General features: G+C 74.7%; 22 protein-coding genes. 19 read left to right on the top strand and 3 right to left on the bottom strand.

Annotated elements, in window-relative coordinates:
• Window positions 1–166 precede the first annotated feature (166 nt).
• The 16 genes from ACGF07_RS16485 (at window position 167) to ACGF07_RS16410 (ending at window position 14,803) form a co-directional block, all read left to right on the top strand.
• Complete coding sequence (locus tag ACGF07_RS16485; RefSeq protein WP_392899242.1) at window positions 167–1,483, top strand: FKBP-type peptidyl-prolyl cis-trans isomerase; 1,317 nt, start codon at window positions 167–169, stop codon at window positions 1,481–1,483.
• A gap of 147 nt (window positions 1,484–1,630) precedes the next feature.
• Window positions 1,631–2,029, top strand: coding sequence for an FKBP-type peptidyl-prolyl cis-trans isomerase (locus tag ACGF07_RS16480; RefSeq protein WP_392899239.1), 399 nt, complete (start codon window positions 1,631–1,633; stop codon window positions 2,027–2,029).
• Window positions 2,030–2,227: 198 nt separating this feature from the next.
• Window positions 2,228–3,208 (top strand): helix-turn-helix transcriptional regulator, encoded by a 981-nt coding sequence (locus tag ACGF07_RS16475; RefSeq protein ID WP_392899236.1) that lies wholly within the window; start codon window positions 2,228–2,230, stop codon window positions 3,206–3,208.
• Complete coding sequence (locus ACGF07_RS16470) at window positions 3,205–4,161, top strand: helix-turn-helix transcriptional regulator (RefSeq protein ID WP_392899234.1); 957 nt, start codon at window positions 3,205–3,207, stop codon at window positions 4,159–4,161. Before ACGF07_RS16475 ends, ACGF07_RS16470 begins: the two co-directional genes overlap by 4 nt.
• A 3-nt stretch (window positions 4,162–4,164) precedes the next feature.
• Window positions 4,165–4,395, top strand: a complete 231-nt coding sequence (locus ACGF07_RS16465; RefSeq protein ID WP_350738612.1) for a hypothetical protein — start codon at window positions 4,165–4,167, stop codon at window positions 4,393–4,395.
• 27 nt (window positions 4,396–4,422) lie between these two features.
• Entirely contained in the window at window positions 4,423–4,599 is a 177-nt protein-coding gene (locus tag ACGF07_RS16460; RefSeq protein ID WP_350738614.1) for a hypothetical protein, read from the top strand.
• Between the two features lie 215 nt (window positions 4,600–4,814).
• Complete coding sequence (gene tatA, locus ACGF07_RS16455) at window positions 4,815–5,090, top strand: Sec-independent protein translocase subunit TatA (RefSeq protein WP_350738677.1); 276 nt, start codon at window positions 4,815–4,817, stop codon at window positions 5,088–5,090.
• Window positions 5,091–5,301: 211 nt separating this feature from the next.
• On the top strand, window positions 5,302–6,195 hold the full coding sequence (gene tatC / locus ACGF07_RS16450) for a twin-arginine translocase subunit TatC (RefSeq protein ID WP_392899323.1): 894 nt from the start codon (window positions 5,302–5,304) through the stop codon (window positions 6,193–6,195).
• A gap of 185 nt (window positions 6,196–6,380) precedes the next feature.
• The gene (locus tag ACGF07_RS16445) at window positions 6,381–7,559 is read left to right on the top strand and encodes an NAD(P)/FAD-dependent oxidoreductase (RefSeq protein WP_392899320.1); all 1,179 of its coding nucleotides are present in this window, start codon (window positions 6,381–6,383) and stop codon (window positions 7,557–7,559) included.
• Complete coding sequence (locus ACGF07_RS16440; RefSeq protein ID WP_350738620.1) at window positions 7,559–7,876, top strand: (2Fe-2S)-binding protein; 318 nt, start codon at window positions 7,559–7,561, stop codon at window positions 7,874–7,876. The genes ACGF07_RS16445 and ACGF07_RS16440 overlap by 1 nt, the downstream gene beginning before the upstream one ends.
• Window positions 7,857–9,284 carry an FAD-dependent oxidoreductase gene (locus ACGF07_RS16435; RefSeq protein ID WP_392899230.1) on the top strand — a complete coding sequence of 476 codons (1,428 nt, stop codon included), beginning with the start codon at window positions 7,857–7,859 and terminating at the stop codon, window positions 9,282–9,284. Before ACGF07_RS16440 ends, ACGF07_RS16435 begins: the two co-directional genes overlap by 20 nt.
• Before the next feature lie 176 nt (window positions 9,285–9,460).
• A complete protein-coding gene (locus ACGF07_RS16430; protein WP_392899318.1) occupies window positions 9,461–10,324 on the top strand; it encodes a dihydrodipicolinate synthase family protein in 864 nt (287 codons plus the stop codon).
• A gap of 76 nt (window positions 10,325–10,400) precedes the next feature.
• Window positions 10,401–11,405, top strand: coding sequence for a proline racemase family protein (locus ACGF07_RS16425; protein ID WP_350738628.1), 1,005 nt, complete (start codon window positions 10,401–10,403; stop codon window positions 11,403–11,405).
• Window positions 11,406–11,445: 40 nt separating this feature from the next.
• Window positions 11,446–12,801: an aldehyde dehydrogenase family protein gene (locus tag ACGF07_RS16420; protein ID WP_392899227.1), complete on the top strand. Its 1,356-nt coding sequence runs from the start codon at window positions 11,446–11,448 to the stop codon at window positions 12,799–12,801.
• Window positions 12,801–13,829, top strand: a complete 1,029-nt coding sequence (locus ACGF07_RS16415) for a proline racemase family protein (RefSeq protein WP_350738633.1) — start codon at window positions 12,801–12,803, stop codon at window positions 13,827–13,829. Before ACGF07_RS16420 ends, ACGF07_RS16415 begins: the two co-directional genes overlap by 1 nt.
• Entirely contained in the window at window positions 13,826–14,803 is a 978-nt protein-coding gene (locus ACGF07_RS16410; protein ID WP_392899224.1) for an ornithine cyclodeaminase family protein, read from the top strand. Before ACGF07_RS16415 ends, ACGF07_RS16410 begins: the two co-directional genes overlap by 4 nt.
• A gap of 84 nt (window positions 14,804–14,887) precedes the next feature.
• On the opposite strand, the gene ACGF07_RS16405 is transcribed toward ACGF07_RS16410, so the two are convergent.
• Window positions 14,888–15,499, bottom strand: coding sequence for a TetR/AcrR family transcriptional regulator (locus tag ACGF07_RS16405; RefSeq protein WP_350738636.1), 612 nt, complete (start codon window positions 15,497–15,499; stop codon window positions 14,888–14,890).
• A 106-nt stretch (window positions 15,500–15,605) separates the two neighbouring features.
• On the opposite strand from ACGF07_RS16405, the gene ACGF07_RS16400 reads away from it, so the two are divergent.
• The 3 genes from ACGF07_RS16400 (at window position 15,606) to ACGF07_RS16390 (ending at window position 18,073) form a co-directional block, all read left to right on the top strand.
• Window positions 15,606–16,499: an NAD(P)-dependent oxidoreductase gene (locus ACGF07_RS16400; RefSeq protein WP_392899222.1), complete on the top strand. Its 894-nt coding sequence runs from the start codon at window positions 15,606–15,608 to the stop codon at window positions 16,497–16,499.
• Between the two features lie 166 nt (window positions 16,500–16,665).
• A complete protein-coding gene (locus ACGF07_RS16395) occupies window positions 16,666–17,376 on the top strand; it encodes a GntR family transcriptional regulator (protein ID WP_350738642.1) in 711 nt (236 codons plus the stop codon).
• Between the two features lie 100 nt (window positions 17,377–17,476).
• Window positions 17,477–18,073: a Uma2 family endonuclease gene (locus tag ACGF07_RS16390; RefSeq protein ID WP_392899219.1), complete on the top strand. Its 597-nt coding sequence runs from the start codon at window positions 17,477–17,479 to the stop codon at window positions 18,071–18,073.
• Here ACGF07_RS16390 and ACGF07_RS16385 read toward each other — a convergent pair.
• Both ACGF07_RS16385 and ACGF07_RS16380 read right to left on the bottom strand, forming a co-directional pair.
• On the bottom strand, window positions 18,063–18,755 hold the full coding sequence (locus tag ACGF07_RS16385; protein WP_350738646.1) for an ABC transporter ATP-binding protein: 693 nt from the start codon (window positions 18,753–18,755) through the stop codon (window positions 18,063–18,065). The two genes, ACGF07_RS16390 and ACGF07_RS16385, sit on opposite strands and share 11 nt — an antisense overlap.
• Window positions 18,752–19,828, bottom strand: a complete 1,077-nt coding sequence (locus tag ACGF07_RS16380; protein ID WP_392899216.1) for an ABC transporter permease — start codon at window positions 19,826–19,828, stop codon at window positions 18,752–18,754. Before ACGF07_RS16380 ends, ACGF07_RS16385 begins: the two co-directional genes overlap by 4 nt.
• Between the last annotated feature and the right edge of the window lie 28 nt (window positions 19,829–19,856).

The raw sequence follows: 19,856 nt of genomic DNA, 5'->3' as shown, positions 1-19,856 counted from the left end.
TCGTACAACGAAGCGTCCGCCCTCATCCTGAGCTGTCATACTGCCCCTCGCACTGTGGCAGGCGCCGCCCGGCGCCGAGGTCCGGGCGGGCGGTGCGGCGGCAGGCCGGCGGTCACCACGCCGGGCGCAGACCTGGAAGACCTCGTGGCGAGATGGATGGGGAGTCATGACTGAGAAGACGCCGAGCCCGGGCGGGGCCGGCACCGCGGCGAACGACAGCTCTGCGGGTGACCCGGCCGCCTCTCGTCCCGGCGGGCCGGTCGCGGGGGATCGCGAATCGATCGTCGTCCCCCCGTCGATCCTGGCGCACCAGGCGGGCTGGGTGCAGCCCGGCGAGAAGCCGCGCGTCGCGGGCGGCAGCTCGTCGGACGACGCCCCGCAGATCTTCGCCAGCAGCGTGCGCAAGGCCGAGACCTCCGAGGCCGGGTACGACGAGAACCCGCCGGGCGTGGGCAAGCTCGGCGTGATCCTCGGCACGGTGCTCGCCGTCCTGCTGGTCGGCAGCGGCGTCACGCTGTACATGGTGAACAAGGACGACTCCAAGGACAGCACCTCGGCCGCCAAGCCGGACGCGGCCACGACCGCGCCGCCCACGCCGAGCGCCGAACCGGTGCCGCCGATCAAGGACAGCGCCAAGGTGCTGCCGACCGTCGCCGGTGACTTCGGCAAGAAGGCCGACATCCAGGTGCCGGGCGACAAGTCCGACGGCTCCTTCGTGGTGAAGGTGCTGTCCGAGGGCAGCGGCGCCAAGGTCGAGAAGAACTCCTGGACCTCGGTGGACTACACCGCCAAGGACTGGAACACCGGCAAGGACATCCCGAGCTCGTACGACGACAAGGGCAAGCCGCAGATCTTCCAGGCCGGCACCGACTCGCTGATCCCGGCGCTGGACCAGGCCGTGGTGGGGAAGAAGGCCGGCAGCCGGCTGCTGGTGGTGGCCCCGCCGGCCGCCGCCTTCGGCGCGCAGGGCAAGCCGGACATGTCGATCGGCGCCAAGGACGACCTGATCTTCGTGATCGACATCCGCAACACCAACGCGCCCGACGCCGTGGTGAGCGGTACCGTCACCCCGCCGCCGGCGGACTTCCCGCAGGTCAAGGACAACGGCAAGAAGCCGGCCGACATCACGCCGGTGGCCGGGGCCAAGGACCCGACCGAGCTGAAGACCCACGTCCTGATCAAGGGCAGCGGGCCGGCGGTGGAGAAGGGCGAGAAGGTCGTCGTCCAGTACACCGGTGCGCTGTTCAAGGACGGCAAGGTCTTCGACTCCTCGCTCAGCAAGGGCCAGGCGTTCTCCTTCCCGGTCGGTGGCGGCCAGGTCATCCAGGGCTGGGACCAGGGCCTGGTGGGCCAGACCGTCGGCAGCCGGGTCGAGCTGGTGATCCCGGCCTCGCTGGGCTACGGGGACAAGGGCCAGGGCGACATCCCGCCCGGCGCGACCCTGGTGTTCGTGGTCGACATCCTCGACGCCGGTCAGGGCTGATCCACTTTCGGGTGACAATGGTCGACGTGTGACCTCGGGGTGCGGCCGCGTGGCCGGTGCCCCACGGGCGGCGGGCGCCCGTACCGTGGTCCGGAACGGACCGCGATGCGGGCGCCCGCCGCTTGGTCGTGTAGGGAAATTGCGAACGTGAGAAGAGGAACTGTGAGCGTCAACCTCAACGAGAAGCCCGAGATCGACTTCCCGGTCGGCGACGCCCCGACGGAGCTGCAGATCCGCGACCTCGTGGTGGGCGACGGCGCCGAGGCCAAGCCGGGCCAGGTCGTCACCGTGCGCTACGTCGGCGTGACCTTCGAGACGGGCGAGGAGTTCGACGCCAGCTGGAACCGGAGCCCCAACGAGTTCCGCTTCCCGCTGGGCGCCGGCCGCGTCATCAAGGGCTGGGACCAGGGTGTCGTCGGCATGAAGGTCGGCGGCCGCCGCGAGCTGACCATCCCCTCGCACCTCGCCTACGGTGCCCAGTCGCCGACCCAGGCCATCCCGCCGCACTCGACCCTGATCTTCGTGGTCGACCTGCTGGGCGTCTGAGCCTGCTCCACCCTCGGGCCGGACCCCTCCGGGGCCCGGCCCGAGGCCGTCTCCGGGCCCGGTGGGCGCGCGGGGACGACCAGGCGTGGGACGCGGCTTTTGCAGTGCGTACCGCTACCGGTACGGTCGGTCCCGCCGGGCGGGGATCGCCCGGTTGGCGCACCCCGCGCGCGGCGCGGCACACCGGAAGGGTCAGCGATGGCGATCGCCAAGGCAGAGCGGCTGATGAATCTCGCCCTGTGCCTGATGAACACCAGACGGCCGCTCTCCAAGAAGGAGCTGCGGGAATCCATCGAGGCGTACCGCGAGGCCTGGCAGAACAGCAGCGAGGACGCCTTCAACCGGATGTTCGAGCGGGACAAGGACGACCTGCGCGAGCTCGGCCTGGTGATCGACGTCGACGAGAGCGCCCTGGACGGGGAGCTCGGCTACCTGGCCCGCGCCGACCGCAACCGGCTGCCGGAGATCGCGCTGGACGCCGAGGAGGCCGCCGCGCTGACCCTGGCCGCCCGGGTCTGGCAGCAGGCCAAGATGTCCGGCGCGGCCAGCGGCGCGCTGCAGAAGCTGCGCGCCGCGGGGGTGCCGTTCGGCGAGGCCGAGGGCCGCACCGCCCTGGAGCCGCGCATCCCGGCCCGGGAGGCCGCGTTCGAGCCGCTGCTCACCGCCGCCCGGGACCGCCGCCCGGTCACCTTCGAGTACCGCAAGGCCGGGGCCGCCGCCGTCGAGCAGCGCAGCGTCGAGCCGTGGGCACTGGAGTGCTGGCGCGGCCACTGGTACCTGGCCGGGTACGACCGGGACCGCGGCGACGCCCGCGTGTTCCGGCTCAGCCGGATCACCGGCAAGGTGAAGGCCAAGGCCGGGGCCTTCCTCGGGACGGTGCCCGAGCACGTGGACGTCCGGGCCACCGTGGCCAAGTTCGCCGGCGAGGGCGCCACCGCCACCGCCACCGTCCGGGTCCGCCGCGGCGCGGGCTTCCCGCTGCGCACCAAGGCGCTGAGCTGCACGCGGGTGGACGAGGGCTGGGACGAGCTGGAGATCCCGTACGGCAACGGGCTGGGCGCCGACCTCGCGGAGTTCGGGCCGGACGTGCTGGTGCTCGGGCCGGAGGAGCTGCGGGCGGATGTGGTCGACCGGCTGCGGGCGGTCGCTGGGCTGGACTCGGAGGACGTACGGGCATGAGCAATGCGATCGACCAGACGCGACGGATGCTGTCGCTGGTCACCTACCTGCGCGAGCGGCCGGGGGCCGAGGTCGCCGAGGTGGCCCGGGCCTTCGGGATCAGCGAGCGCGAGCTGATCGGGGACCTCAACGTGCTGCCGATGTGCGGCACCAGCTTCCGCGGCGGCGACCTGCTCGACATCGACACCGACGGCGAGCGGATCTGGTGGCACAACGTGGACGACGTGGCCCAGCCGCTGCGGCTGGCCGCCGACGAGGCCACCGCGCTGCTGGTGGCCGCCCGCGCGGTGGCCGGACTGCCGGGCCTGCGGGCCGGGGACCGGGAGGCGCTCACCCGGGCGGTCGCCAAGATCGAGAACGCCGCGGGGGAGAGCGCCGAGGGCAGCGCCCGGGTCGGGGTGACCTTCGAGGCGGAGAGCCACGTCTTCGCCGACATCGACCGCGCGCTCAGCGAGGGCCGCCGGCTCTGGCTGCGCTACTACTCGCACGGGCGCGGCGGGATGACCGAGCGCGAGGTCGATCCGATCCGGCTGCTCACCGAGGGCCACACCTACCTCGAGGCGTGGTGCCGCACCTCCGAGGACCACCGGATGTTCCGGCTGGACCGGGTCGCCGAGATCCGCGTCCTGGACGTCCCGGCCGACCCGCCCCGGCGCGAGCCGCGCGACCTGAGCGGCGGGCTGGTCAACCCGGCGGCGGACGACCCCGAGGTGGTGGTGCAGGTCTCCTCCGGCGGGCGCTGGGTGGCCGAGTACTACACCCACGACCGTGCCGAGGAACTGCCCGACGGCGGGCTGCGGATCACCCTGCGCAGTGCCGACCCCTCCCAGCTGCGCCCGCTGGCGCTGCGGCTGGGCCGGGACGGCCGGATCGTCTCGCCGCCCGAGCTGACCGAGCAGGCGCGCTCGGCCGCGCGGGCGGCGCTGGCCGCCTACGGGGAGGGGCAGGTCTGAGCGGTGGAGCCCGGGACCAGATTCAAGGTGTACTGCTCGCAGTGCCGGGAGAAGGTGGAACTCCCGGCGGAGGAGTTCCGGCTCACCCTCGGACGGACGCCGGCCCAGGCGCACTACAGCTTCGGCTGCCCGCTCTGCGGGGCGGCGGTGCGCAAGCCGGCCGGCGAGAAGATCGTCGAGGCGCTCACCGGGGCGGGGGTCCGCACCATGCGGCTCGTCCCCGCGGAGGGGTGACCGCCAGCCGGCGGTAGGGTGGGCCGCATGTCCTGGATGCTCGTCGCCGCCGTCCTGCTCGCCACCGCGGGCCTACTGGTCCTCGGGATCCTCGCGATCCGGCTCTGGGCGGACGTGCGGGCGCTGGCCAAGGGGGTCGACGCGGCCTCGCGGGCGCTGGCCGAGGCGGCGGGGGACCTGGCCTCGGCGGTGCCCGGCCGGTAGCCCGGGCGGAGCCCGCCCGGGGCCGTCGGCGGTACGGGGGCTGCTGCGCGGAGGTGAGGGCGGGTTACGCTCTCAGGTGGCTCCTGAACTGCGAACCGGGGGCCGCTGTCCTGTTCGGGCGGCCGTCGTCGGGGCGTCATCCGCAGCGGTTACCATCCGTGGCGGGCGGCCCGTCGGCCCGCCGTGAGTGAAGGTGGTCGCGCGTGCGCATCTCGATGACCGGGATCGTGGTGATCGTGGTTCTCGCCATCGTGCTGTTCGGTGCCAAGAGGCTCCCCGAGCTGGCGCGTTCGCTGGGGCAGTCGATGCGGATCCTGAAGAGCGAGGCGAAGGCGATGCGCTCGGACGGAGAGTCGGGCGCGAAGGTGCCGGCGGCGGCGCCGCCGGTCGACGGTCCGGCGCGGTCGTCGGCCAGGACCATCCAGGCGGCCCCCGGGGCGTCGGCCACGGCCCGTCCGGTGGCCGGGCCCGACGGCGACCGGCCGCACTGAGCGCGGCGCACGGAATGCCTGTGACCCACGCGACGCACGCGACGCGCGCGGCCCGCGGGAGGGACGCGGGGCGGGCGGCGCAGCTGAGCCGCGCGCTGCACGCGACCAGGGAGGCCCGTCGACCGGCGGGCCTCGACGCACGAGTTGAGGACCGGGGTTGAGCAAGCTCTCCAAGGTGTCGCAGAAGGCGCCCAAGGATCCTGAGGGGCGGATGGCCCTAGCCGACCACCTGCGGGAACTGCGCAACCGCGTGGTCAAGTCGGTCCTGGCGATCGTGCTGTTCGCCGCCGTCGCGGCGGTCTACCACAAGCAGATCGAGCACTTCCTGCTCCAGCCGCTGCCCCAGTGCGACCGGGCGAACTCGGGGGACTACCACGGGCGCTGCGCCCAGGTGTCCAACATCGGCCTCACCGCCGGCTTCAACTGGATGCTGAAGGTCGCGCTGACCGCGGGCGTGGTGGCGGCCGTCCCGGTCTGGCTGTACCAGGTGTGGGCCTTCGTGGCTCCGGGCCTGCACAAGCACGAGAAGAAGTACGCGATCGTCTTCATGGCCTGCGGTGCCCCGCTGTTCCTGGCGGGTGTGGCCTGCGCCATCATGGTGATGCCGACCATGGTCGAGATGCTGATCTCGTTCACCCCGAGCGAGACGGTGCCGATCCTGCCGCCCGAGGACTACTTCGACATCGCCACCCGGATGGTGCTGGTCTTCGGCTTCGCCTTCGAGTTCCCGCTGCTGCTGGTGATGCTCAACATGGTCGGCATCGTGACCGGCAGGCGGCTGCTCAGCTGGTGGCGCGGGATGGTCATGGCGATCACGGTGTTCGCCGCGTTCGCCACCCCGGGCGCCGACCCGGTCAGCATGCTGCTGCTGTCGGCCCCGATCTGGGCGCTGTACTTCCTGGCGGTGGCCGTCGCGCTGCTCAACGACCGGCGCAAGCGGCGCAACAACCCGGACGCCGACCTGGACGACGAGGAGGCCTCGCACCTGGACCTCTCGGTGCAGGAGGTCGAGGGCGCCGAGTCGGTGACCGCCTCGGCGGCGCCGACGGCCGGTGCGGCTCCGGTCCCGGCCGCGCGGCACGAGCAGATGGACGACATCACCTGAGCCGACGGGCCTCTGAGCCCCGGTCCGCCGCTTCCGTGGTGGGCCGGGGCTTTCCGCGTACGGGGGCTTCGCCCGCCGGGCGGCTGCTGAGGGCTTCGCCCGCCGGGGGCTTCCGCGACCTTTACGTAGCGAGGGCTTTGCGTGCTCTTGGCAGAGTGGATGGCATGTGACATATTACTGGCGTGCTGAACACCCGGAGACCTCCCCTGGACGCCGTCGTGGTCGGCGCCGGAGTCGTCGGCGCCGCCTGCGCCTACTACGCCGCCCTCGCCGGGCTCGCCGTCGCCGTCGTCGACCGCGGGCCGGTGGCCGGCGGCACCACCGGGGCGGGCGAGGGCAACGTGCTCGTCTCCGACAAGGAGCCCGGCCCCGAGCTCGACCTCGCGCTGCTCAGCAGCCGGCTGTGGCGCCGGCTCGCCGAGGACCTCGGCCCGGCCGTCGAGTACGAGCCCAAGGGCGGAGTGGTGGTCGCCTCGACGGCGGCCGGGCAGCAGGCGCTGCGCGCCTTCGCCGCCGGGCAGGCCGCGGCCGGGGTGGCCGCCGAGGAGGTGCCGGCCGAGCGGCTGCGCGAACTGGAGCCCCACCTCGCCCCCGGGCTCGCCGGGGGCTTCCACTACCCGCAGGACGCCCAGGTCCAGCCCGCCCTGGCCGCCGCCCACCTGCTGCGCGAGGCGCGCCGGATGGGCGCCGAGCTGATCACCGGGGAGAACGTGACGGCGCTGGACCGCGGCCCGGACGGCGCGGTGCGCGGCGTGCGGACCGACCGGCGCCGGCTGCTCGCCCCGGCGGTGGTCAACGCGGCCGGCACCTGGGGCGGCGAACTGGCCGCGCTGGCCGGAGTGCACCTGCCGGTGCTGCCCCGGCGCGGCTTCGTGCTGGTCACCGAGCCGCTGCCGCGGATCGTGCGGCACAAGGTGTACGCCGCCGACTACGTCGCCGACGTCGCCAGCGGCTCGGCCGAACTGCAGACCTCCGCCGTGGTCGAGGGCACGCCCGGCGGGCCGGTGCTGATCGGCGCCAGCCGGGAGCGCGTCGGCTTCGACCGCACCCTCTCCCAGGAGGTGCTGCGCCGCCTCGCCGGGCAGGCCGCCGCGCTGTTCCCGGTGCTCGCGGACGTCGCCGTGATGCGCGTCTACCGGGGCTTCCGCCCGTACCTGCCGGACCACCTGCCCGCCGTCGGGGCGGATCCCCGGGTGCCGGGGCTCTACCACGCCTGCGGGCACGAGGGGGCCGGGATCGGGCTGGCCCCGGCCACCGGGCTGCTGATCAGCGAGCAGCTGACCGGGAAACGGCCGGAGCTGGACCTCGCGCCGTTCCGTGCGGACCGGTTCCCGGGCGCACCAGATTCCTCGGAGGAGCCGTGATGCGTCGTCGCACCCCCGCCGCCCTGGTCGAGGCCCGGCCGGGGCCCGTCCATCACATCGAGTTCGACGGGCGGCCCGTCCCCGCCCTGCCCGGGCAGTCGATCGCCGCCGCGCTCTGGGCCGACGGCGTGCTGGCCTGGCGCACCACGCGGGTCGGCGGGCGGCCGCGCGGGGCGTTCTGCGGGATCGGCGCCTGCTTCGACTGCCTGGCCACCGTCGACGGCCGGCCCAACCAGCGCACCTGCCTGGTGCCCGCCGAGCCGGGCACCGTCGTCACCACCCAGGAGGGCCACGGCCGTGCCGACCTCGCAGTCTGACCCGCTGTACGACCTCGCGGTGGTCGGGGCCGGCCCGGCCGGGCTGGCCGCCGCCGTCACCGGCGCCGACCTCGGGCTGCGCGGCGTCCTGCTGGACGGCGGACCGGCCACCGGCGGGCAGTACTACCGGCACCCGGCGCCAGGCCTGGGCGCCGCCCGTCCGGACCGGCTGCACCACCGGTGGTCGGCCTACACCGCGCTCGCCGGGCGGCTCGAGGCCGCCGCCGAGCGGGCCGAGTTCCGGGGCGGCCACCAGGTCTGGGCGCTGGAGCGCACCGGCGAGGGCTTCGCGGTGCACGTCAGCCGCGGGCCGGGGGCCGCCGACCGGGCCACCCTCCGGGCCCGGTCGGTGCTGCTCGCCACCGGGGCGTACGAGCGGCAGCTGCCCTTCCCGGGCTGGACCCTGCCCGGGGTGGTCACCGCCGGCGGAGCCCAGGCGATGCTCAAGGCCGGGCTGGTGCTGCCCGGGCGGCGGATCGTGGTGGCCGGCAGCGGCCCGCTGCTGCTCGCCGCGGCCTCCTCGCTGGTCAGCGCCGGGGCGCAGGTCCCGGCCGTGGTCGAGGCGGGCGACTACCTCGGGTACGCCCGCCGCCCGGGCGTGCTGGCGGCCGTCCCCGGCAAGCTGGTCGAGGGCGCCGGGCACGGCACGGCGCTGCTGCGCCACCGGGTCCGGCTGCGCCGGCGCAGCGCCGTCGTGGAGGTGCACGGGACGGAACGGGTCACCGGGGTCACGGTGGCCCGGCTGGACGCCGACTGGCGGCCGCGGCCCGGCACCGAGCGGCGGATCGACTGCGACGCCCTGGCCGTCGGGCACGGGCTGCTGCCGCAGATCGACCTGGCCACCGAGCTGGGCGCCGACACCCTGACCGGGCCGGACGGGGCGGTCGCCCTGCGGGTGGACGACGGGCTGCGCACCTCCGTGCCGGGCCTGTGGTCCGCGGGGGAGACCAACGGGGTCGGCGGCGCGGACCTCGCGCTGGTCGAGGGGGAGCTGGCCGCGTACGCGGTCGCCGGGGCGGCGCCGAAGCCCGGGCTGCTGCGCCGCCGGGCGCGGCTGCGGGCCTTCGCGGAGCTGATGGCGGGTGCCCACCGGCCGGGGGCCGGCTGGACGGGGTGGCTGCGGCCGGACACCGACGTGTGCCGGTGCGAGGAGGTGCCGGCGGCGCGGATCCGGGAGGCCGTGGAGGAACTGGGCGCGGGCGACCCCCGGACCGTCAAGCTGCTCACCCGGGCGGGGATGGGCTGGTGCCAGGGGCGGATGTGCGGCCCGGCGGTGGCCCGGCTGTCCGGCGGCGCGGGGTCGGGGCCCGACCGGCGGCCGCTGGCCTGCCCGGTGCCGCTGTCCCAGCTGGCGGCGGGGGCCGGTCCGGAGCCGGCTGACGGGCCGGTGCGGGCCTCGGGCGGATAGCCGGCCGGTCGGCCGCCCCGGCGGCAGGGGTGCCGGCCGGGGCCGGTCGACCGTGGAACACGCGGGTGGAGGGCTCTTGTCCCGAACCCGTCCCCGCTTATAAAATGTCACACCTCACCAAGGAGTCCAACGTGTCCATCACCCCCCGTGACACCACCCGCCCCTGGCGCGGCATCATGGTCGCCACCACGATCCCGCTGCGCCCGGACCTCTCCGTCGACTACGACGCCTACGCCGAGCACGTCCGCTGGCTGATCGACTCCGGCTGCGACGGCGTCGTCCCCAACGGCTCGCTGGGCGAGTACCAGACGCTCACCGCCGAGGAGCGCGTCCGCGTCGTCGAGGTCGCGGTCGAGGCGGCCGGCGACGGCTCCCGGGTGATGCCCGGGGTCGCCGCGTACGGCAGCGCCGAGTCCCGCCGCTGGGCCGAGCAGGCCGCCGAGGCCGGAGCGGGCTCCGTCCTGCTGTTGCCCCCGAACGCCTACCGGGCCGACGACGACTCGGTGAGCGCGCACTACGCGGAGGTCGCCAAGGCCGGGCTGCCGATCGTTGCCTACAACAACCCGATCGACACCAAGGTCGACCTGGTGCCCGCGCTGCTGGCCCGGCTGCACGCCGAGGGGTCGATCGTGGCGGTCAAGGAGTTCAGCGGGGACGTCCGCCGGGCGTACGAGCTGGCCGAGCTGGCCCCCGGGCTGGACCTGCTGATCGGCGCCGACGACGTGCTGCTGGAGCTGGCGCTGGCCGGCGCGGTCGGCTGGATCGCCGGCTACCCCAACGCCCTGCCGGAGGCCTCGGTCGCGCTCTACGACGCGGCCGTCCAGCACGACCTCGGCACGGCGCTCCCGCTCTACAAGTCGCTGCACCCGCTGCTGCGGTGGGACTCCAAGACCGAGTTCGTCCAGGCCATCAAGCTGTCCATGGACCTCGCCGGCCGCCCCGGCGGCCCCGTCCGGGCGCCGCGCCGGCCGCTGCCGCCGGAGACCGAGGCCGCCGTGCGCGCGGCCACCGAGAAGGCGCTCGCCGAGGGACTCGCCTGACCTTCGAGCGCCCGGCCGTCCGGCCGGCTGCGGCGGCAGCCGGCCCCCAACCCTCACTCCACGGGAGTTGTCTGCCATGCGCAGCCGTCACGTGTTCCACGCCGTCGACTCGCACACCGAGGGCATGCCGACCCGGGTGATCACCGGCGGTTTCGGTGTCATCCCCGGGGCCACCATGGCCGAGCGCCGGGTGCACTTCCAGCAGCACCTGGACCACTTCCGGACGCTGCTGATGTACGAACCGCGCGGGCACGCCGCGATGAGCGGCGCCGTCCTCCAGCCGCCGACCAGGCCGGACGCCGACTTCGGGGTGCTCTACATCGAGGTCTCGGGACTGCTGCCGATGTGCGGGCACGGCACCATCGGGGTGGCCACCGTCCTGGTCGAGACCGGGATGGTGCCGGTGGTCGAGCCGGTCACCACCGTGCGGCTGGACACGCCCGCGGGGCTGGTCGTCGCCGAGGTGCGGGTCGAGAACGGCGCCGCCAAGGCGGTGACCATCCGCAACGTGGCCTCCTACGCGGTGGCGCTGGACCGCAAGATCGAGGTGCCCGGGTACGGCACGATCGGCTACGACCTCGCGTACGGCGGCAACTTCTACGCCATCCTGCCGCTCGCCGAGTTCGGACTGCCCTTCGAACGCGGGCGCAAGCAGGACATCCTCGAGGCCGGCCTCGCGCTGATGGCCGCCGTCAACGCCGGCCCCGACCGGCCGGTGCACCCGGAGGACCCGTCCATCCACGGCTGCCACCACGTCCAGCTGCTCGCCCCCGGCTCCACCGCCGAGCACTCCCGGCACGCGATGGCCATCCACCCCGGCTGGTTCGACCGCTCGCCCTGCGGCACCGGCACCTCGGCGCGGATGGCACAGCTGCACGCGCGCGGCGAACTGCCGCTGGGGCGCGACTTCCGCAACGACTCCTTCATCGGGACGACCTTCACCGGGCGGCTGGTCGAGGAGACCGAGGTGGCCGGGCGGCCCGCCGTGGTGCCCACCGTCACCGGGCGGGCCTGGATCACCGGCACCGCCCAGTACTTCCTCGACCCGGAGGACCCGTTCCCGGCGGGCTTCCTGCTCTGACCCACCTCGCACGTGAACTCGCACTGAAGGGCTGGTAGTCGTGACCGTCTCCTCGTACAACCCCGCCGATCCGGACGACCTGGTGGTGGCCGTCGAGGCCCCCGGTGCCGAGGCCGTGCGGGCCGCCGTCGGGCGCGCCCGGGCCGCACAGCCCGGCTGGCTCGGCGCCGGGGCGGGCGCCCGGTCGGCCGCGCTGGGGCGGATCGCCGAGGCGGTCGAGGCGAACGCGGAGGAACTGGCCGCGCTGATCGTGCGCGAGGTGGGCAAGCCGCTCGCCGAGGCGCGCGGCGAGGTCGCCCGCACGGCCGCGATCTGGCGGTACTACGCGCAGGCGCCGTACGACCCATCCGGGGCGGTGCACGAGACCGCCGCCGGGCCCGGGCTGCTGCTCACCCGGCGCCGCCCGTACGGGGTGGCCGGGCTGATCGCGCCGTGGAACTTCCCGCTGGCGATCCCCAGTTGGAAGGCCGCGCCGGCCCTGGCGGTCGGCAACACCGCCGTCCTGAAGCCTGCGCCGGAAGCGACGGCCTGCGCGCTGCGGCTGGCGGAGCTGGCCGGGCTGCCCGCCGACGTGTTCACCGTGCTGCCCGGCGGCGCGGAGGAGGGCGCGGCCCTGGTCGACGCGGCGGACGTGGTGTCCTTCACCGGATCGACCGGCGTCGGCCGGGCGGTGGTGCGCGCGGCCACCGGGCGCGGCGTGCCGGTGCAGGCCGAACTCGGCGGCCTGAACGCCGCGTTGGTGCTGCCGGACGCGGACATCGAGTCGGCCGCCGCCCACATCGCGGCCGCCGTCGCCGGCTACGCCGGGCAGAAGTGCACCGCCACCAGCCGGGTGATCGCGGTGGGCGCGGCGCACGAGCCGTTGCGCGAGGCGCTGGTCAAGGCGCTGGCGGCGGTGGACGACGCGGTCTGCGGGCCGGTGATCAGCGCCGCCGCGCGGGACCGGGTGACCGAGGCGGTCTCCTCCGCCGTGGCGGCGGGGGCGAGCGTGCTCACCGGTGGGCGGGTGCCCGAGCGGACCGGCTGGTACCTCGAGCCGACCCTGCTCGCCGACGTGCCCGCCGAACACCCGCTGGCGCGCGAGGAGTTCTTCGGGCCGGTCGCGGTGCTGCACGCGGCGGCCGACCTGGACGAGGCGATCGCGCTCGCGAACGACACCCCGCACAGCCTCGCCACCTCGGTGCACACCCGCAGCCTCGACGTGGCGCTGGCCGCCGCCGACCGGCTGGACGCGGGCATGATCCGGGTCAACGCGCCGTCCAGCGGCGTCGACTTCCACCTGCCCTTCGGCGGGACGAAGGGCGCGAGCCACGGGGACCGCGAACAGGGCCGGGCCGCACTGGACTTCTACACGGTGAGCCGGACGGTCAGCGTGCTGCCCGGCGGCGGCGCCTGATGGACGTCCGCACCGTCGACTACCACGCGGCCGGCGAGCCGTTCCGGATCGTGCTGGACGGCGCGCCGCCCGTGCCCGGCGACAGCGTCGCCGAGCGCCGGGCCGTCGCGCTCGGCGCGGGCGGCGGCGCCACCGCGCCCCGGCCCAGTGCGCTGGACGCCGTCCGGCAGCTGCTCGTCCGGGAGCCGCGCGGGCACGCCGGGATGTACGGCGGGTTCCTGGTGCCGCCGGACGACGACGGGGCGCACCTGGGCGTGCTGTTCTGGCACAAGGACGGCTACTCGACGGCCTGCGGACACGGCACCATCGCGCTCGGCGCCTGGGCGGTGGACACCGGGCTGGTCCCGGCTCCCGACGACGGTGTGGCGCAGGTGCGGATCGACGTGCCCTCCGGGCGGGTCACCGCCCTGGTGCACCGGACCGGCGGCCGGACCACCGGGGTGACCTTCCGCAACGTGCCCAGCCGGGTCAGCGCCCTGAAGCTGCCGGTGGCCACCTCGCGCGGGGTGGTGGAGGTCGCGGTGGCACACGCCGGGGCCTGCTACGCCTCGGTGCCGGCGGCGGCCCTCGGGCTCTCGGTGGAGCCCGGCCTGCTGCCCGAACTCGTCGCCGCGGGGCGGGAGATCAGGGCTCTGCTGGCCGGGCTGGACGCGGTGGCGCACCCCACGGACCGGCGGTTGTCCGGCGTCTACGGGGTGGTGCTGTACGACGAACTGCCGTCGGAGGGCGGGGGACCGGCCCAGCGCAACGTCACCGTCTTCGCGGACGGGCAGGTCGACCGCTCGCCCTGCGGCTCCGGCACCTCCGCCCGGCTCGCCGTCCTCGCGGCCGAAGGGCGGATCGCGCCGGGGCAGGAGCTGCGGCACGAGTCGGTCGTCGGCACGGTCTTCACCGGGCGGGTGCTCGCCGGGGGCGACCCGCTGGGGGCGGGCGTCGTCACCGAGGTCGGCGGGACGGCCTACCGGACCGGTGAGCACCGGTTCGTGCTGGAGCCCGGGGACGAGCTGGGGACGGGGTTCCTGCTGTGACCGCCGGCGACGTGACCGGTGGGGAGTCCGCCCGGCCCGAGCTGCCCGGCGCGGTGACTGAGCCGCTCCAGTACACCGTGCGGGGCACCGGCGGGGTCGGGCCCGCCGGGGCGGTGGGGGCGATCGAGCGGGTGCTGCTCGAGGGGTACGACCCCGAGGCGGCACCCGCCCGGTCGGCCGTCCCGGTGCCGGCCGGGGAACTGCTGCTGATGCCGGCCGCCGCCGGGCCGTACGCCGGCGTGAAGATCGCCGGGGTGGCGCCGGGCAACCCGGCCCGCGGCCTCCCCCGGATCACCGGCAGCTACCTGCTGCTGGACGGGCCGACCCTGCAGCCGCTGGCGGTGCTCGACGGCGCCGCCCTCACGGCTCTGCGCACGCCCGCCGTGACGGCGGCGGCGCTGGCGCGGCTCGCGGTGCCGGAGGCCGGACACCTGGTCGTGTTCGGCTCCGGCCCGCAGGCGTACGGGCACCTGGACGCCCTGCTGGCCGTCCGGCCGCTGCGGCGGGTGACGGTGGTGGCGCGCGATCCCGGGCGGGCCGAGGCGCTGGCGGCGTACGGGCGCGGGCTCGGGCTGTCGGCCGCCGTCGGCGGGCCCGAGGAGGTCGGGCGGGCGGACCTCGTGGTCTGCTGCACCACCGCGCGCACGCCGCTGTTCGACGGCGCGCTGGTGCCCGAGCACGCCGTCGTGGCGGCGGTCGGCTCGCACGAGCCGGACGCCAGGGAGGTGGACGACGTGCTCGTCCGGCGGGCCGAACTGTACGTGGAGGCCCGCGCCGTCGCGGGGCGCGAGGCCGGGGACCTGGTGATGGCCGGGGTGGTCGGCCGCCAGCTGTGGAACCTGGCCGAGCTGGTGCGCGGCGACGCCCTGGTGCCGAGCGGGCGGCCGCGCTTCTTCAAGAGCGTCGGGATGGCCTGGGAGGACCTGGCCGTGGCGGCGGAGGTGTACCGGGCGGCGGGCCGCCGGTCAGCCTAGCGGGCCGGCCGACCGCCGGGTCGGGGCGTCGGAGCCGGAGCCGGCGCGGTGGGAAGGGATCCCCCACCGCGCCGGCTCCTTCTGCTACGCGCTCGGGCGGTAGGTGGCGAGCAGTCGGGCCAGGTGGCGGCCGGCGGTGTGCAGCGGGTCCTCGCTGCGGGCGACCTGGGCGGAGAGTTCGGCGCCCTCCAGGGTGTTGATGACGGTGCCGGCCAGTTCGCGGGCGTCCTCGCCGCCGATGCCGGCGGCGCGCAGGCGTTCCTCCACGATGGCCCGCCAGTGGGCGAAGGCCTCGGCCACCGCCTGCTCGATCACCGGGGCGCGGCCGACCGTCTCCAGGGCGGTGGTGGTGATGGGGCAGCCGTCCTGCCAGTCGGAGGCGCGCAGTTCGCGGGCGAGCAGCGTGGTGCAGGTGGTGACGGCCTCGGCCAGGTCCTCGGAGGAGCCGAGCCCGGCGCGCAGGATCACGGCGAACTCCTGGTCGCCGTGCCGGATCGCCTCGGCCGCCAACTCCTGCTTCCCGCCCGGGAAGAAGTGGTAGACGGAGCCGAGGGTGGCCTCGGCCTCGCGGGAGATCTGTTTGATCCCGGTGCCCTCGTAGCCCTGGCGCTGCAGCAGCCGTGAGGTGGCCCGGACGATGCGCTCGCGGGTGCCGACGCTGCTGGACTTCTCGGCGGTGCTCTGGGCGGTCTTCACGGGGCCAGCCTAGCCGATGCGCTGAATAGAGCGTTCGTTCCAGAGCTGTGCTAGCGTCGTCGCCCGGCGCTGGATAGAGCGTTCGTTCTAGAGGAGGGGTATCCGTATGTCCGTCGAGCTTTCCGCGGTGCAGCAGGGCAAGGCGTCCGTGACGGTGATCGGGCTCGGCCCGATGGGGCAGGCCATGGCCGGGGCGTTCCTGGACGCCGGCCACGCCGTCACGGTGTGGAACCGGACGGCCGCGCGGGCGGACGAACTCGTCGCCCGGGGAGCCGAGTCGGCGCCCAGCGCGGAGGCCGCGGTGGCGGCCAACGAGCTGGTGGTGCTCAGCCTCACCGACTACGATGCGGTGTTCGCCGTGCTGGAGTCGGTGGAGCGGGTGGTGGCCGGGAAGGTGATCGTCAACCTCAGCTCGGACACCCCCGAGCGGGCCCGCGAGGCGGCGCGCTGGCTCGCCGAGCGCGGGGCCGGGCACCTGACCGGCGGGGTGCAGACGCCGCCGTCCGGCATCGGCAGCCCGGAGTCGTCTACCTTCTACAGCGGGCCGGTCGAGCTGTTCCAGCGGCACCGGGCCGCGCTGGAGGTGCTGACCGGAGCCGACTACCGGGGCGACGACCCGGGGCTGGCGCAGCTCTACTACCAGATCCAGATGGACCTGTTCTGGACCTCCATGGTCGGCTACCTGCACGCCACCGCGATCGCCGAGGCCAACGGCATCCCGGCCGAGGCGTTCCTGCCCTACCTGTCCTCGACGGCCGCCTCGATGCCGGGTTTCCAGGCGTTCTACGCGCCGCGGATCGCGGCCGGGAACCACGCCGGAGACGTCGACCGGCTGACGATGGCCCTCGCCAGCATCGAGCACGTCCGGCACACCGCCGAGGCCTCCGGGGTGGACGGCGCGCTCCCCGCCGTCCTCGCGGAGGCGTTCCGGCGCGGCGTCGAGGCCGGTGACGGCGCGGCGAGCCTGACCGCACTGGTGGGGCGGTTCCGCCGGGCGTAGGGCGGGACAGCTCGTGGATCGGACGCCGCCGGCCGTTGTCACGGCCGGCGGCCGCTGCCACCATGACTCGGAGGGGCCCGGCGGGACGTTCGGTTGCCGGACTGTTGCACACTCAACGTAACGTGACATTGTACGCTGGTGTTCTGCACCCACCCGGAGGAACACCATGGCCGACCTGAAATCCCGCACCCTGATCTCCGTGCAGGAGCGGCTCCGCGACCAGGTCGCCCACGCGCTCCGGGCCGCCCTGATCTCCGGTGAACTGCGCCCCGGCGTCGTCTACTCCGCTCCCGCCCTCGCCGCCGACTTCGGCGTCTCCGCCACCCCGGTCCGCGAGGCCATGCTCGACCTCGCCCGGGAGGGGCTGGTCGAGGCCGTCCGCAACAAGGGCTTCCGGGTCACCGAACTCACCGAGCGTGACCTCGACGACTACACCGAGATCCGCGCCCTGATCGAGGTCCCCACCGTCGGCCGGGTCACCCGCACCGCGGGCAAGGACCAGCTGGAGCGACTGCGCCCGCAGGCCGAGGCGATCGTCGCGGCCGCCCGCAAGCACGACCTGATCGGCTACCTGGAGGCGGACCGGCAGTTCCACCTCGACCTGCTGGGGCTGGCGGGCAACGCCCGGCTGGTCGACGTCGTCGGCGACCTGCGCAAGCGCTCGCGGCTCTACGGGCTGACCAGGCTGGACGAGAAGGGCGAGCTGGTCTCCTCGGCCCAGGAGCACCTGGAGCTGCTGGACCTGATGATCTCCGGTGACGCGGAGGCCGCCGAGGCCTGCATGACCCGGCACCTCAGCCATGTCCGCTCGCTGTGGGCGGGCCAGGACGAGGCGACGGAGCCCGAGCGGCCGGCGCTGCAGCTGCGGGCCCGGTAGGCGCGGAACCACTGGTTCGGGTGAGGACGGACGATCGGGCCCCGGGGGACGCCCGAGTCCTACGATGATGCTCTCGACATCGGCAGCCAGGAGGAAACCCATGTCCGCCGCAGCAGTGGAAGAGCCCATGGAGCAGCCCACGCTGCTCGAGGCCGCCGAACTGATCTCACACCAGTTCGCCGGGCACCGGGTCGAGATCGTCGGGAGCCAGATCACCGTGACACCGCCGCCGAACGCCTCGCACGGCAAGTCCCTGAGCCGCCTCATGCGCGCGCTCTTCGCGGCGGGCCTTGACGGCGATGAGGTGGACGTCGTCCAGAACATCGGCATCTGGCTGCCGGACGGTCCCTCGGATTACGCGGTCCCCGACCTTTCGATCGTCGACGCCGACGTCGACGACCATCTGATCGAGTACAACTGCTACGACCCGGCGGCGTTCCGCCTCGTACTGGAGGTGACCTCCTCCAACCTCAGCGACGACTTGAAGAAGAAGCCGTTCGCCTACGCCGGCGCAGGGCTGCCCGTCTACGTCATCGTCGATCGGACGAACCAGCGGGTGATGGTGCTGACCGACCCGCAGGACGGCGAGTACCGGGTGCACGCCGTCCACCACCCGGGGCAGTCCTTCACCCTGCCGGAGTCGATCGGGGCGTCGGTGACGCTGTCGGTGGACGACGTGCTCGCCGTCAAGAAGTAGCGCGGGCCGCCGTCGGCGCCACCAGTCGCCCGTCGCGGACCTCGGCGACCTGGTCGACGGCCGTCAGGTGGGTGCGGTCGTGGGTGACCAGCACGGTGGCCGTCGCGCGGCGGTGGGTGAGCTCGGTGATCAGGTCGAGCACGGCCGCGCCCCGTTCGTGGTCGAGGGCGCTGGTGGGTTCGTCCACCAGCAGCACCGTGGGGTCGTTCATCAGGGCGCGGGCGATGTTGATCCGTTGGCGCTGTCCGCCGGACAGCTGGTGCGGACGGCGCTGCGCGTGATCGCGGAGCCCCACGGCGTCCAGCAGCTCCAGGGCGCGGGGGAGGGCGGAACGCGGGGAACGGCCGTCGAGGTGGGCCATCACCTGGAGCTGTTCCACGGCGGTGAGCGAGGCCAGCAGGTTGGCCTGCTGGAAGACGATGCCGATCCTGGTGCGGCGCAGTGCGGTGAGTTCGGCGCGGCCGAGGCCCGTGGTGTCCGTGCCGTCCACGACGACCCGGCCGGAGTCCGGGGTGATCAGGGTGGCCGCCACGGCCAGCAGGCTGGACTTGCCGGAGCCGGAGGGGCCGACCACGGCGGTGACCGAGCCCTCGGGGACGGTCAGCGAGACGTCGTCCAGGGCGGTCAGCCGACCGTCGCCGTCCGGGTAGGTGAGGGTGATGCGGTCGAGTTCCAGGCTCATCGGGCGCTCCCCAGGGCGGTCAGCGGGTCGACGGAGGTGATCCGGCGGATGGACAGGGCCGCGCCGACCGCGCCGAGGGCGATCATCACGGCGGCGGGCAGCAGCAGGGTCGGCGCGTCCAGGACGAAGGGGACGGCGGAGCCGATCAGTGAACCGGCGCCGAGGGCGAGCGCGGTGCCGGTCGCCGTGCCGAGCACCAGCAGCAGCACGGCCTGGCCGAGGGCGTCGCGCAGCAGGTAGCGGGTGGAGGCGCCGAGCGCCTTGAGGACGGCGACGTCGCCGCTGCGCTGGATCGTCCAGACGGTGAAGAAGGCGCCGATCACCAGCGCCGAGATGGCGAACAGGAAGCCCCGCATCAGCTGGAGGGAGCCGTTCTCCGAGGTGTACGAGCCGATCGCGGCCAGGGCGCCGTCCCGGCTGCGGGTCTCGGTGCCGTGCCGGCCGTCGGCGGCGGCGAGGTCGGCGCCCCCGGTGGTGCCGAGGGCGATGACGGTGGCGTGGCCGGCGCCGCTGGGGGCGTACTGCTGCCAGTCGGTGAGGCTGGTCCAGATCACCGGGGTGTGGCTGTACGCGGCGTCGCCGTCGACGGCGGCGACCTGCAGCCGGTGGCCGGCGAGGGTGAGCTCGGCGCCGGGGCCGAGGCCGCCCAGGTTCTCGGCGGCGGTCCGGGAGAGTACGGCGTGGCCGGGGGCGATCCGGTCGCCCTGCGGGGCCAGGCCGGAGCCGTCCGGGACGCCGAAGGCGGAGAGCGCGGCGGTGCGCTGCCCGGCGGTGGCCTTGGTGGTGGTGATGCCGAGCGGCTGGGCGGAGGCGACACCGGGCTCGTGGGCCCACCCCTGCCATTGCTCGGGGCCGACCTGGGAGTCGGTGAAGGAGAGCTTCTGCCCGTCGGCGGGCTTCCCGAAGGCCAGGTGGTCGGCGGGCAGGCCGGTGATCGCGGAGGTGTTCTGCCGGCCGAGCCCGGCGGTGAGTCCGGACAGCAGGCCGACCAGCACGGTGATCAGCACGATGACGGTTCCCATCAGGGCGAACCGCCCCTTGGCGAACCTCAGGTCCCTCCAGGCGACGAACACGGCGGGCCTTTCCTCGAACGGCGGGTTT

The sequence above is a fragment of the Kitasatospora sp. NPDC048194 genome (genome assembly GCF_043202455.1).
Taxonomy (GTDB): domain Bacteria; phylum Actinomycetota; class Actinomycetes; order Streptomycetales; family Streptomycetaceae; genus Kitasatospora.
Note: the sequence above shows the minus strand (reverse complement) of the source record. Positions and strands in the feature narration are given on the sequence as shown.

Excerpts from the sequence above, each read along its gene's own strand:
- tatC (WP_392899323.1), top strand. The coding sequence starts at position 5,302 with ATGGCCCTAGCCGACCACCTGCGGGAACTGCGCAACCGCGTGGTCAAG.
- ACGF07_RS16485 (WP_392899242.1), top strand. The coding sequence starts at position 167 with ATGACTGAGAAGACGCCGAGCCCGGGCGGGGCCGGCACCGCGGCGAAC.
- ACGF07_RS16390 (WP_392899219.1), top strand. The coding sequence starts at position 17,477 with ATGTCCGCCGCAGCAGTGGAAGAGCCCATGGAGCAGCCCACGCTGCTC.
- ACGF07_RS16460 (WP_350738614.1), top strand. The coding sequence starts at position 4,423 with ATGTCCTGGATGCTCGTCGCCGCCGTCCTGCTCGCCACCGCGGGCCTA.
- ACGF07_RS16415 (WP_350738633.1), top strand. The coding sequence starts at position 12,801 with ATGGACGTCCGCACCGTCGACTACCACGCGGCCGGCGAGCCGTTCCGG.
- ACGF07_RS16475 (WP_392899236.1), top strand. The coding sequence starts at position 2,228 with ATGGCGATCGCCAAGGCAGAGCGGCTGATGAATCTCGCCCTGTGCCTG.
- ACGF07_RS16430 (WP_392899318.1), top strand. The coding sequence starts at position 9,461 with ATGGTCGCCACCACGATCCCGCTGCGCCCGGACCTCTCCGTCGACTAC.
- ACGF07_RS16425 (WP_350738628.1), top strand. The coding sequence starts at position 10,401 with ATGCGCAGCCGTCACGTGTTCCACGCCGTCGACTCGCACACCGAGGGC.
- ACGF07_RS16395 (WP_350738642.1), top strand. The coding sequence starts at position 16,666 with ATGGCCGACCTGAAATCCCGCACCCTGATCTCCGTGCAGGAGCGGCTC.
- ACGF07_RS16470 (WP_392899234.1), top strand. The coding sequence starts at position 3,205 with ATGAGCAATGCGATCGACCAGACGCGACGGATGCTGTCGCTGGTCACC.
- ACGF07_RS16440 (WP_350738620.1), top strand. The coding sequence starts at position 7,559 with ATGCGTCGTCGCACCCCCGCCGCCCTGGTCGAGGCCCGGCCGGGGCCC.
- tatA (WP_350738677.1), top strand. The coding sequence starts at position 4,815 with ATGACCGGGATCGTGGTGATCGTGGTTCTCGCCATCGTGCTGTTCGGT.
- ACGF07_RS16385 (WP_350738646.1), bottom strand. The coding sequence starts at position 18,755 with ATGAGCCTGGAACTCGACCGCATCACCCTCACCTACCCGGACGGCGAC.
- ACGF07_RS16400 (WP_392899222.1), top strand. The coding sequence starts at position 15,606 with ATGTCCGTCGAGCTTTCCGCGGTGCAGCAGGGCAAGGCGTCCGTGACG.